The organism is Wolbachia endosymbiont (group A) of Gastracanthus pulcherrimus (genome assembly GCF_964028265.1).
Lineage (GTDB): Bacteria > Pseudomonadota > Alphaproteobacteria > Rickettsiales > Anaplasmataceae > Wolbachia > Wolbachia pipientis.
Genome location: NZ_OZ034763.1, coordinates 1,302,379 through 1,314,999, shown reverse-complemented (window position 1 = coordinate 1,314,999; position 12,621 = coordinate 1,302,379). Strand labels below are relative to the sequence as shown.

Below are 12,621 nucleotides of genomic sequence, written 5' to 3'. Positions count from 1 at the left end.
AATTCAGATTTGTAAGATATGTTTATCTGCAATTATAGCTTCAACAGTAGGCAATGTTGCTTTTAATTACCTCAACATTTTCTCTTGGCAATTCTTTAATGAACCGAGAAGTGCGCATCGGTTGCCACTGGTTGTTAATTTCCCTCCTATCTGCACATGAAATGATTAACCTTTCCTTTGCCCTGGTTATGCCAACATATGCAAGTCTTCTTTCTTCTTCTAAAGCTTTACCACTTTTGTCATCAAAAGATCTTTGATGAGGAAATAATCCCTCTTCCCAACCAGGTAGAAACACGCACGGGAATTCAAGTCCTTTGGCTGCATGAAGAGTCATAACATATACGGTGTCATCGTTATTCATATTATCCACTTCCATCACCAGACTTATATGCTCCAAGAAAGTTGTGGCATTATCGAAATTTTTTAAAGATGAGATGAGCTCTTTAACATTTTCTATTCGTGCTAAGCCTGTTACCTCCTCATTTTCAAGCATTTCAATATATCCTGATTGGTTTGCTACGATTTTAACGAATTCATGCAGTGGTTTTACGCTTACTATTTCTTCCCAAGCTTTAATTTTATTTAAAAAATCGTTGAGTGAGAGTTTAATTCTTTCGGTTACCTGATTACTATTAACTAATATTTTTGCTGCCTCAAAAAAAGAAATTTTGTTATCCTGAGCAGTCGTGTATATTTTCTTTAGAGTTGTAGCTCCTATGCTTCTTTTTGGCCGATTTACTATCCTTTCGAAAGCTAAGTCATCGTTATTGTTTGTAACAAGTCTTAAATATGCAATTATATCCCTGACTTCCTGACGTTCGTAGAATTTTACGCCACTTATAATCTTGTAGGGAATTGAATATTTTATAAAATACTCTTCGAGAACTCTAGTTTGAAAAGTGGCCCTTACCAGCACTGCAATGTCACTAAATCTGTATTTATTGAGTTTCAATATCTGTTCGCTTATGAACCTTGCTTCAGCTTTCCCATCCCATAATTTTATTAGATTTACCTTTTCCCCTTCAATGTTTGTTGTCCACAATTTTTTTTCTAAGCGAGTCTTATTGTGATTGATAACATATGACGCAGTTGCAAGTATGTGGGATGTTGACCTGTAGTTACACTCTAGTTTAACGGTTTTTGCATTTTTAAAATCATCAAAAAACTTCAAAATATTTTCAACTTCTGCACCACGCCAACTATATATCGACTGGTCATCATCTCCTACACAGCAAATATTTGAGTGCTCTTTTGCAAGGTATTTTAGCCAAAGATATTGTATCGCATTTGTATCTTGATATTCATCTACCATGACATATTTAAACTTGTTTTGGTAGTAGGACAGAACTTCGGTCTTTTGATTAAAGAGCTGTATGTTATATAGCAATAAGTCACCAAAATCGACAGAATTAAGGAATTTCAACCTTTCCTGATACTGGTGATAGACCTTGAGTGCAGTTACATATACTGGCCTAAATGATTGAATATCTTCCACTTCAGATGGCAATAAGCACTTCTCTTTCCATTGCTGAATAATATTCATAATGGTCTTACATTTTTCTGATAGGTAATCAGGATTTATTTCATTGATAATATTTTTTATTACCTGTAATTGGTCATCCACACCAATGATTGTAAAATTGGGGTTTAAGCCCACAATTTCTGCGTGCATGCGCAAAATTTTTGCTGCAATTGCATGGAAAGTGCCAAGCCATGGTATGTTTGTGCCCGTTAGCTCAAGTACCCTTGATACCATCTCATTTGCTGCTTTATTTGTAAATGTAACTGCTAATATCTCATCAGAATAAGCGTGACCGTTTCTAATTATGTGTGCTATTCTTGAAGTAATCGTTCTTGTTTTTCCCGTCCCGGCTCCTGCCAGTATCAAAACTGGTCCATCTATGTTAGTTACAGCTGATTGTTGTTCTGGATTTAGCAGTGAGAGATAATCGTTCATCGTAGCCCTATAGATTATAACTTCGTAAAGTTAAACCTATGATTGAAATATTGTAAAGGTTTTATTGAATAGAACAGTTAAAGAATGCTTCACTCAAGTACTACATATTTAAACGTAGGTTTTACATCTATTTTGTTTTAGTAGTTTCAGGTGTATGTCGAGTAACAACAACTTGATTTGAGGTATTGGCACCAGAACTTCTGCTTGTTGGGTGGATAAGTGGAGTTTGGAATGGCTTATATGTACGCCTTCATTTCTATTTCTTCAGCTTTATAATAATTTAAAATGGAGCTGGAGCTTTGTAGTACAATGTTTTCAAACGTTTAATATAATATTGACTTTACCACGATAGTCACTTTAAATTAGTAACTATTGTTGCAGTTAAAGTATCGATGCCTTTTTTCTTTTATTTTTTTGCAATTCTCAGCATTTTATCTGCTGTATGCGTAATTAGTGTAAGAAATCCTGTGCATGCAGTATTATTTTTAATTTTCACCTTCGTTAACTCTGCAGTTCTTTTCATTCTCCTTGGAGCTGAGTTCATTGCTATGATGGTGATGATAGTATACATCGGTGCGGTTGCGGTGTTGTTCCTCTTTGTAGTTATGATGCTCGATATTGACTACATAAGGTTGCGCCAGGGTTTTGCAAAGCATTGCACTCTTGGTGCTATGTTGTGTGTTGTGTTTTTTCTAGTCATCAGCTTTGTAATCCGCAGCTCAGCACCGAATATAAGCAATGTTATAAACTATAATACCAATAATGTGAAAGCTATTGGTAATTTGCTGTATACCGACTACATGTACGCTTTTCATCTTTCTGGTATTCTGCTCCTTGTTGCAATTGTCGGTGCAATTGCTCTTACTTTGCAGGACAAGAAAAAAGGAGTTAAAAAACAGAATGTATTAAAGCAATTGACACAATCTTCATCTGTAAAATTGATTAAGGCTAAATTTGGAAAAGGAGTAGAATGGAAATAGGATTAAATCACTTTTTGATAGTTGCTGCTGTTTTGTTCACTATTGGAGTGTGCGGTATTTTCATCAACCGTAAGAGCATAATCAATATATTGTTATCAATAGAAATATTATTGCTGGCAATTAATATCAACTTAGTTGCTTTTTCTGCCTTTATGAATGATATAGTTGGGCAAATTTTTGTGATGTTTGTGTTGACTGTTGCGGCAGCAGAGTCAGGAGTTGGGCTTGCAATATTGGTTGTATATTATAGAAGCCGTGGCAATATAGATGTTGAACAAGCAAATTTAATGAAAGAATGAAAGTATGATGGATATACTGAAATTAATAGTATTTTTGCCACTTTTTGGTTCGCTATTTGCAGCACTTTTTAGAAAAAGTCAGTTAGTTACAACGGCAGGGATTGGAATATCTGCAGTTTTATCTTGGTATGTTTTTCTCACCTTCTCTGAAAATTATCACTTGAGTTTATTTCCTTTGTTTTCATTGAGCATCTTAAAAGTAAATTGGGCAATTAGTGTGGATGCTCTCTCATCCTTAATGCTTATTGTTATTACCACCGTTTCACTGGTAGTACATCTCTACTCTATCGGTTATATGGAGCATGATAAGGGGAAGTCGAGGTTTTTTTCTTACCTATCGCTATTTACGTTTTGCATGATTGTGCTGGTTGTAAGCGATAATTTCGTGCAGCTTTTTTTTGGCTGGGAAGGGGTTGGCCTATGTTCTTATTTACTCATAGGATTTTGGTTCCAAAAATATTCTGCAAATAATGCAGCAATTAAAGCATTTGTTGTGAATAGGGTAGGAGACTTTGCACTATTGATTGGAATCTTTCTTATTTATTATACATTTCACTCTTTGAATTTTACTGAAGTTTTTGACACAACTGATCTTCTTGGCACGCAGAACATTAGGGCATTCTGCTGTGAATTCAAAGTAACTCATATAATATGCATATTACTTTTTATTGGCTGTATGGGTAAATCTGCACAGCTTGGTTTACATGTTTGGTTGCCAGATGCAATGGAAGGGCCAACTCCTGTTTCTGCACTTATTCACGCAGCAACGATGGTAACAGCAGGTATATTTTTAGTAGCAAAGTGTTCTCCATTGTTTGAGTTATCAAATGTGGCACGAGAATTAATAGTTATCGTTGGAGCACTCACTGCTTTTTTTGCAGCCACCGTTGCAATTACTCAGAACGATATAAAGAAAATAATTGCTTATTCAACCTGCAGTCAACTTGGTTATATGTTCATGGCATGTGGGCTTTCTGCTTACAATGTTGCTATTTTTCATTTAATGACACACGCTTTTTTTAAAGCTCTACTATTTCTTGGTGCTGGCAATGTGATTCATGCAATGCATCATGAGCAAAACATTCAGAAAATGGGAAATTGCTGGAAGAAAATCCCTTGCACTTACGCTCTCATGTGGATTGGATCTCTTGCGCTTTCTGGGATATTCCCATTTGCAGGTTTTTATTCAAAGGATTTGATAATTGAACATGCTTATAGCACGGATAGCTTTGCTTTTGTAATAAGCTTAGTTGTTGCATTCTTCACAGCGTTTTACTCTTGGAGGTTATTGCTTCTTGTGTTCCACAGCCAAAAACAAAGTAAAATTAATATACATGAGGCACCAAAGATTATGCTTATACCATTACTGATACTCGCTTTTGGATCAGTATTTTCTGGAATATGGGGAGCAAATATTTTGAACATAACTAGTAATGCGTTTTGGAAATCAAGTTTAGTGATGATTGATGAGCATGGAGTTCATAATTTCTTTATAAAACTACTGCCAACCTTAACAAGCCTAAGTGGAATAGCACTTGCGTACCTAATTTACCAATATCAAGTAATTAGGCAAATTAAGAGTAAATTTTTACTTAAGTTTTTGCAGAATAAATGGTACTTTGATGAGGTGTATGAGTTTGTTATAATTGCACCGATAAGGTTTATATCTAGGCTTCTATGGAAGTTTGATGTTAAGGCTATTGATTCATTTGGACCAAATGGTGTTGTAAGGTTGGTTAATGAATGTTCAAAAAGTTCTATAAAGTTACAAACTGGTTATATATTTGATTATGCATTTATTATGTTTGTTACTTTAATAATCGGTGCTTTATATATTATTGGAATTAAATAGAAGGTGTTGTTACTTAGTATATTTTTGCTTCCACTGATAGGAGCATTGATTTTATCCTTAATCAGGATTAATCATCAATCTATACACTTAAGATTCCTTGCCCTATTTTTTGCTGTACTTCCATTTTTGCTTAGCATTGTAGCTTGTATAGAATTTGATTATAACGATGCGGACTTTCAGTTTGTCAGCTACCCAATTAGAAATGTTGGAATAGGGATAGATGGTATATCGTTGCTTTTCCTTCTGCTTACAACTTTCTTGTTTGTAATTTGTATACTCTACAACTGCAAAATGAGTTATACGACCCTAAAAGCCTATATGGCATTATTTCTACTGCTTGAGAGTGTTGTAGTCGGTTTTTTCGTTTCACTGAATGCTATAAGCTTTTATGTGTTTTTTGAAGCTGTTTTAATACCAATGTTCTTTATTATTGGCATTTGGGGAGGAAAACACAGGGTATATGCAACGTTTAAGTTGTTTCTTTATACATTAACTGGCTCATTATTATTTCTACTTGGATTGGTGTACATCTATAGCACTTTTGGGACGTTTAATATACAAAAATTAGCTACATTAGTGCCAAGCCTTGATCTTGAAGTGCAGTCATTGCTGTGGATTGCATTTTTTATTTCTTTTGCAATAAAAGTACCGATGTTTCCATTTCACACTTGGCTTCCTGATGCGCATGTACAATCACCAACTTCTGGATCTGTGATTTTAGCTGGCTTGCTTATTAAAATGGGAGGATATGGATTTTTAAGGTTTTCTATTCCAATGCTTCCTCAGGCAAGTTTGTATTTTTCAAATTTCGTTGTTGTGCTGAGCATTATTGCGGTGATATATGCTTCGCTAGTTGCGTTTGCTCAAGATGATATAAAGAAGTTAATAGCTTATTCTTCAATAGCACATATGGGGATCGTTACTGCTGGCCTCTTTTCATTTTGTGAGGAAGGAGTACTGGGTAGCATATTTCAAATGATTAGTCATGGCCTTATTTCTGCTGCTTTATTTTTGTGTGTTGGAATGCTATATACTCGAACTGGAACTTTGGAGATTGCAAAATATTTTGGCATAGTAAACACAATGCCAAAATTTGGTTTTATGTTCATTTTATTTTCAATGGCTTCAATAGGGCTACCTGGAACATCTGGATTCATAGGTGAGTTTTTGGCTATGGTTGGAATGTTTAAGAGCATAGGGTTTTTTACAGGATTTATCGCACTTGGCACTATTTTAAGCGCAGTTTATATGCTGAATTTATGTAAGCAAATAATATGGGGGGTTAGCTATTCTAAATTATTAAATAACCGTTTGGATAGCATAGAATTTTCTGTCTTAATTCTGCTTGCAGTGTTTGTTATTTTGCTTGGATTTTACCCAACCCTTGCACTGAATTATTTGAAGCCATGTATGGCAAATTTGTTAGTCAAATATAATGCGCTATGAATTATATACAGATATTGCCGGAAACGTTCTCTATTATCTCCTCGTTCGTGTTGCTGCTGCTTGGGATTATATTTAACCGCCGAACTATCAACTTATTAGCACTTGGCTGCACAGTGGTAACTTTGATTATTTTAATTCTTTCGGCAGAAAACAATGAAATTTTTCTCTTTAATTCGTTGTTAAAACTCAATTTATACATCAGGTCAGCCCAAGGGTTAATTCTCAGCACAGGAATTTTAATACTTTTGATGCTGAATTTATCAAAATATGACTATAAGTATGAATTTTCAATGCTGATTCTTTTTGCGCTATTTGGCATGATAACTTTGGTTTCAGCAAATAGTCTGATTTCTTTTTATTTAGCTTTTGAGTTGATGAGTATATCTTTGTATGTTCTTGCGAGCTTTAATAAAGATTCGATTTATTCATGTGAAGCAGGAGTGAAATATTTTACACTCAGTGCATTATCTTCCTGCATTATGCTATATGGAATGTCGCTGCTTTATGGATATACAGGACAAGTCAATTTCTCTGAGCTCGGTTCATTCTTGCAAAACCATCAGATAACTTATGGAATAGTTTTTGGGTTAGTCTTTGTCCTAATTGGTTTGTGTTTCAAGCTTGCTATTGCTCCTTTTCATATGTGGGCTCCAGATGTCTATCAAGGTGCACCTACCATAGTAACTGCGTTTTTTTCTACGGCCCCAAAAGCTGCACTTGTAACATTTTTAATTCGATTGATGAATGAAGAGTTAGTAAATGTAAAAAGTTATGTTCAGCCTATTTTCTTATACGTTTCAGCATTGTCTGTGCTTATCTCAGCTTTTGGGGCCTTACGTCAGCAAAACTTAAAAAGGCTGCTTGCTTACAGTTCAATTGGTCACATTGGTTTTATATTTGCTTCACTTTCTATTTTTACACAAGCAGGAACAGATAGTGCCTTAATGTATCTGGTGATATATATCATCACAAGCATAGGGCTATTCTCATATCTCGTACAAATTGACGATGACGATTGTGATATTGCAAATTTATCTGGTATAGGGAAGAAACGCCCAATTGTAGCATTTCATCTTTCTGTGCTGTTACTCTCAATGTCGGGAATACCTCCACTTGCAGGTTTTATCGCTAAATTTTTTATATTCAAAAGTTTAATAAATTCTGGCTTTATCAGCCTGTCCTTGATCCTTGTAATAGCAAGTGTTGTATCGTGTTACTATTATCTAAATATCATAAAAGCTATGTATTTTGATAAAGCTAGTGGTAATAAGGTTGCTTATTCTAAGGGTCTATTCATTATCACTTCAGTGGCTTCACTGATCAACCTCGTTCTTTTCTTGTACGTTTTACTCACTCATTGAACTAAAGGACTGACAAGGTGATCCCTGAGGGCTTTCATATTCATCATTACAAAGAAGTTTCAAGCACTAATAAAGAAGCGTTGGATTTAATTGATAAAGGAATATCAAATGAAACTATTATTGTTGCTGATAAACAAACAGAGGGTAGAGGGCGTACCGGAAAAAGTTGGATTTCTCCAGAGGGTAATTTTTATGCGAGTTTGGTAATAAACCTCTTTAACGATTATCTGAATGAAAGCCAGCTTTCGGTGTCATTCCAGCGCGTGACGCTGGAATCTAGAAATCAAGAAGAATGGTCAAGCACACAACTGTACAAACGTTGTGGTATTCCCACCAAGGATGATGTCATCCCAGTGCCCAGACACTGGGATCCAGAAAACTTAATTACAAATGGGCACATCAGGCAACTGTGTAATAAGAACTGGATTCCAGTGTCACGCACTGGAATGACACCACATACCACCTGCAAATTGCAATGTTCGCATAGTTATGTGTCAAGCACTGGGGAAAGTACTGGGATGATAGAAAGAGGTTTAATGAATCAAGTTAGCAAATTAACAGAATTGACTTTTGTTACTGCTCTTGCTGTTGGAAATGCTATACTGTCATTTATAAATGGTCTAAATCTCCAGTATAAGTGGCCAAATGATGTCCTTATTGATGGCAAGAAAATAAGTGGAATATTACTTGAAAAAAGATCCAATTCGAATTGGATCATTATAGGAATTGGAATTAATGTCAATCATGCACCACTTCCAGGAACAACGTGCATTAGCAATTACGGTGAATCTGTGTCTAACATGGATCTGTTAAAGGAATTAATAATAAATTTTAATAAGCTAAGAAAGCAATGGCTATTTGACGGGTTTTATGCTATAAGAGAAATGTGGTTAAAAAAAGCATTCAAAATGAATGAGCAAATCAGTGTAAAGTTAGCTGACAAATTGTATGAAGGAATTTTTGCTGATATAGATGAAAGTGGTAAATTGGTGTTGCAGCAAAAGGATGGAAGCTTAATTTATTTTGATGCAGGTGAGTTATTTATTGATAATGCATTATGAATACATATGTAATTTTTGCTTACCTTATTAGTTTTACGCTGATTGCTGGAGAGCTAATTTTTACCATTTCTTGCTATACTAAAAGTAGAAAAATTCTAGAAAGCCTGAAAGATAATCATGAAGAAGAAACATAAGCGATTACTTATAACTTCAGGAATTTTCTGCTTTTTAAGCTGCATAGTCTTTTTTATTTTAACAACGCTCAAAGAAAACATCTCATTTTTCTATACAGTAAGTGAGGCAATAGTTTTACAAAATAGTCAAAAACTAATCCGTGTTGGTGGAATGGTTGTTGAAAATAGCGTGATACGGAGCGAAAGTGAAGTAATTTTTCAAATGACAGATTTTAACAAAAGCGTTGTGGTAAAATATCAAGGGATACTTCCACCAATGTTTTCAGAAAAAAGTGGTGTTGTTGTGCAAGGTAAAATGTTTGATAATAGTACTTTTCTTGCAGATACAGTGTTTGCAAAACATGATGAGAACTATATGCCGAAAGTTTTAAAATAGATTTCCTAACTCAGCTATATTAAAATAGCATATGGAGAAGGTAACAGCCTGATATCAGGCTATTACCTTTTTTATTAAAGCAATCCGTTCTCTTCACCAGTAATATGGAGTAATGGAGGAGCTTCTCCAATATCTGGAATCGAATTCCTAAGATCTGCAAGTTCACTATCTATACTACTTGTCTTGCTGTCTATACTATCTATGGTTGATGATAATTGTGTTATTATACCACTTTGAATTGCACTATCCATATTTTCGTCATACTTATTAATGCTGTTTATCAAGCCATCATAAAAATTTTTAAGGTGCTTTATGGTCAATGTAATTTGTGGCATCTTATCAATCTCTTCTTGTGTCATATCTTTAGTTATATCAAATTCTTCCTTTGTTTTACCACTGACAATCTTCTTTATTACTGGCTTTTCGAAGCTTGGTTTATCAAACGCCGGTTTCTGAAGTTGCAATGCATTATTTGATTCAACTTCTTCACTAGAATATAATTTTATATTTTTATTCATAATAGTTACCTCCTATAAAAAAACTACTTATCTTTATAAATCATTACTATACAAATAACAGTGAGTCATTATTAATATCTACTATTGTAAAATCTGGAGCTTCTGCAATGCCTGGCATATCGTCCTTGATTTGCTTGAGCATCTCAATCATTTCCTTGTTCTGTTTACTCTGCTCGTCAAGCTTACCCCTTTCTTCTGTTAGCATGTCATTTAATTGACTGATAGAGTTGCTATTGTTATGCAATACATCATCCAATTCAGGAACGAATTTCGTGTTCAGCTCTGCGATTAATTTATCTAAAGCTTTGTGGACATAACCAAGCTGCGCTGGATTTCGCGCAACTGTTTCATCATAACCTTTAGGTTTGGTGTTAACTTCTATTTTGCTTATTACTTTAAGTTCGTTTTTGCTTTCTTGTTTACTATTATTCATGCTAACTCCTATAAAAAATTATAATTTTAAAATTAATCCAGCTACATTGAAATGGTATGTGAAAAAAGTAATAGCCCAGTGGGTTATTACTTGCTCATTTGGTGTATGTTATCTAAAATCATCTCGAGATTACGTCTTTGTATCTATAGTATATCTTCTGCCTGTGTTAGCGAGAAGTATGGCATATCTTCCTTAATTTTAGTGATGCTCTCCGTTATTTCTTTTGTTTCCTTACCTATATTATCTATAATTGTTGATAATGGGTTTATTATATCATTTTCAATACTAGAACTTATACTGTCATTGTATTCGTTGATATTGTTTACCAGGTTATCATAAAAAACTTTAAATCTAACAACATTTACCATCATTTTTTCATCAATTTCTGCAGTATTGATATCGTTGGTGAGATCAACCACTTTTTGTGCTCTATCCTGAAATTGCGGAATTTTCGGTTTTTCGAATGTAGGTTTGACAAATTTAGGTTTTTGAAGTTGTTGCATTTCTTCAGTCATACGGTCTCCTATAAAAAGTTAAAAAGTAAAAATTTTAATTATGCAAGTATTGACGAATCATAAGGATATATATCGCCATCTTCTGCTGTAAGAATTAGGTCATGTGCAGAATATGGCATATCGTCCTTGATTTGCTTGAGCATCTCAATCATTTCCTTGTTCTGTTTACTCTGCTCGTCAAGTTTCCCTTTTAATGCATCAATAATAGCTTTAGACTGATCTTGATTGCCAAGATCACCAATCACAGCTGTTACTTTCTCATAAGGCAGTTTGTGAATGATGTCTTTAAGCTCTTCTGCACCTACGTTATCCAAAAGTTCTTTAAACTGCTCATTAGACATATTGCGAGCAAAAGCTTGAAGTTTTTCTGGGTTGTCAGCTAAAGACTTAATGATAATCTGAATCCTATTAGAATCAGTTAAATCCTGAGCAATTATGCCAAGTTTATCATGATCAAGCTTATTAACTAAGTCTTTCAGTTGGTCTTCTTGCAGACTATTTACTAAAGCTTTCAACTGATCACCTTCTAATTCTTTGGAGAGTATTGTCAAGTGGTGCTCAGCTAAGTCTTTTGCAAGCACTGTAAATTGCTCGTCATTTAAAGTTTTAATAAGTGCTTTGAACTGATCCACTTTTAAGTGAGGTAAAATTTCTTTTACTTGCTCTGAATTTAATTTTCTCACTAGAGCTTCAAGCTGAGTATCATTTAAAATAGGAACAATTATTTGTAACTTTTCTGGATTTAGTTCCTGAGCGAGGGTTTTTAGCTGGTGATTGGTTAGATGATCTACTAAAGCTTGCAACTGGTTTGAACTCAGTTCAGGAATGATTTTTTGCAGTTGCTCGTTACTAAAAATATTGGTAAGAGTTTTTAGTTGGTCGTCTGTTAGGCCCTGAATAAAAACTTTGGCAAACGTGCTTGATAGCAACAGTAGCACATCTCTTATATGTCTCTCACCGTAGTATAACATAATGTCTTGTAATACCTCATTGTCAGGTGAATCGATTATATTTCCTGCTTCGTCTGAAAAATAATATTTATTGTTGCCAGTATCTGAATCTTCCCATGTTACATATTTGTATTCCAATTTTTTTGATTTAATAGAACTGCTACACATAGTTTTGAAAGGCTGCACAAGTTCTCTTGTATATGATAACTTAGCCAACTCATTACCGTAATATACAAATGTATGGTTACTTTTTACATAATCTAAGTTAGAATCACTTTTATAATCTTTGGCTACCAGATTTCCTTCATTTTCTTCCTCCAGACATATGTAACTGTCTAGGCAAGAACTGCCGCAAAGTTTTATAGGTAATAAGCCTAGTGCTACATCGTTTTTATCATCCAGCGATACAAGCTCAACTTTTTTAATAGACACTGTAGGATCATAACCTTCAGGCCACTTTATCAATTTAGTCGGGGTTTTTCTAAACACCTCTTTTCCAGGTACCATCTTAAAAACATGCTTTTTTCCACTCATAGGCGTTACCAATAAATTAATTGTTAGTATTCTAACATTTATTGATTAATTTATTGTTAAGTTGGTATATATTACAATTGTAATAACCAACATTACTTGTGTAGAGAAAAGTTACGAAAAGAAATAGGGATTTTCAGGGAAGTAGTATAAAATCCTCATAGATTAAAATAAGCTGCTTTGACAGGTTTTGTGGCGGCTAGAGCTA

General features: G+C 34.4%; 13 protein-coding genes. 8 read left to right on the top strand and 5 right to left on the bottom strand.

Annotated elements, in window-relative coordinates; all coding sequences use genetic code 11:
- Nucleotides 1-40: 40 nt before the first annotated feature.
- A complete protein-coding gene (locus ABWU47_RS06840) occupies nucleotides 41-1,957 on the bottom strand; it encodes an ATP-dependent helicase (RefSeq protein WP_077188370.1) in 1,917 nt (638 codons plus the stop codon).
- A 392-nt stretch (nucleotides 1,958-2,349) separates the two neighbouring features.
- Here ABWU47_RS06840 and ABWU47_RS06835 point away from each other — a divergent pair, with 392 nt between their 5' ends.
- From ABWU47_RS06835 to ccmE, 8 genes are read left to right on the top strand one after another with little or no spacing between them, the layout of a single operon-like run.
- Entirely contained in the window at nucleotides 2,350-2,937 is a 588-nt protein-coding gene (locus tag ABWU47_RS06835) for an NADH-quinone oxidoreductase subunit J (RefSeq protein WP_006279581.1), read from the top strand.
- Nucleotides 2,928-3,236 (top strand): NADH-quinone oxidoreductase subunit NuoK, encoded by a 309-nt coding sequence (gene nuoK / locus ABWU47_RS06830; protein ID WP_006012916.1) that lies wholly within the window; start codon nucleotides 2,928-2,930, stop codon nucleotides 3,234-3,236. The genes ABWU47_RS06835 and nuoK overlap by 10 nt, the downstream gene beginning before the upstream one ends.
- A gap of 4 nt (nucleotides 3,237-3,240) precedes the next feature.
- Nucleotides 3,241-5,088 (top strand): NADH-quinone oxidoreductase subunit L, encoded by a 1,848-nt coding sequence (gene nuoL / locus ABWU47_RS06825; protein WP_049973600.1) that lies wholly within the window; start codon nucleotides 3,241-3,243, stop codon nucleotides 5,086-5,088.
- A 3-nt stretch (nucleotides 5,089-5,091) separates the two neighbouring features.
- A complete protein-coding gene (locus ABWU47_RS06820; protein ID WP_006279584.1) occupies nucleotides 5,092-6,534 on the top strand; it encodes a NuoM family protein in 1,443 nt (480 codons plus the stop codon).
- Nucleotides 6,531-7,895 carry an NADH-quinone oxidoreductase subunit N gene (locus ABWU47_RS06815; RefSeq protein WP_236514391.1) on the top strand — a complete coding sequence of 455 codons (1,365 nt, stop codon included), beginning with the start codon at nucleotides 6,531-6,533 and terminating at the stop codon, nucleotides 7,893-7,895. Before ABWU47_RS06820 ends, ABWU47_RS06815 begins: the two co-directional genes overlap by 4 nt.
- 17 nt (nucleotides 7,896-7,912) lie before the next feature.
- Entirely contained in the window at nucleotides 7,913-8,956 is a 1,044-nt protein-coding gene (locus tag ABWU47_RS06800; RefSeq protein ID WP_006279586.1) for a biotin--[acetyl-CoA-carboxylase] ligase, read from the top strand.
- Complete coding sequence (locus tag ABWU47_RS06795) at nucleotides 8,953-9,090, top strand: hypothetical protein (RefSeq protein WP_006279587.1); 138 nt, start codon at nucleotides 8,953-8,955, stop codon at nucleotides 9,088-9,090. Before ABWU47_RS06800 ends, ABWU47_RS06795 begins: the two co-directional genes overlap by 4 nt.
- On the top strand, nucleotides 9,074-9,466 hold the full coding sequence (gene ccmE, locus ABWU47_RS06790) for a cytochrome c maturation protein CcmE (RefSeq protein ID WP_006279588.1): 393 nt from the start codon (nucleotides 9,074-9,076) through the stop codon (nucleotides 9,464-9,466). Before ABWU47_RS06795 ends, ccmE begins: the two co-directional genes overlap by 17 nt.
- A gap of 74 nt (nucleotides 9,467-9,540) precedes the next feature.
- Here the strand turns inward: ccmE and ABWU47_RS06785 are convergent, their stop codons facing one another.
- The 4 genes from ABWU47_RS06785 to ABWU47_RS06770 all read right to left on the bottom strand — a co-directional run bounded on the left by ABWU47_RS06785 (nucleotide 9,541) and on the right by ABWU47_RS06770 (nucleotide 12,416).
- Nucleotides 9,541-9,984 (bottom strand): hypothetical protein, encoded by a 444-nt coding sequence (locus tag ABWU47_RS06785; RefSeq protein ID WP_077188372.1) that lies wholly within the window; start codon nucleotides 9,982-9,984, stop codon nucleotides 9,541-9,543.
- Nucleotides 9,985-10,030: 46 nt separating this feature from the next.
- On the bottom strand, nucleotides 10,031-10,417 hold the full coding sequence (locus ABWU47_RS06780; RefSeq protein ID WP_077188373.1) for a hypothetical protein: 387 nt from the start codon (nucleotides 10,415-10,417) through the stop codon (nucleotides 10,031-10,033).
- A 143-nt stretch (nucleotides 10,418-10,560) separates the two neighbouring features.
- The gene (locus ABWU47_RS06775; protein ID WP_077188374.1) at nucleotides 10,561-10,932 is read right to left on the bottom strand and encodes a hypothetical protein; all 372 of its coding nucleotides are present in this window, start codon (nucleotides 10,930-10,932) and stop codon (nucleotides 10,561-10,563) included.
- A 38-nt stretch (nucleotides 10,933-10,970) separates the two neighbouring features.
- Nucleotides 10,971-12,416, bottom strand: coding sequence for a magnesium transporter MgtE N-terminal domain-containing protein (locus tag ABWU47_RS06770; protein ID WP_353285639.1), 1,446 nt, complete (start codon nucleotides 12,414-12,416; stop codon nucleotides 10,971-10,973).
- Between the last annotated feature and the right edge of the window lie 205 nt (nucleotides 12,417-12,621).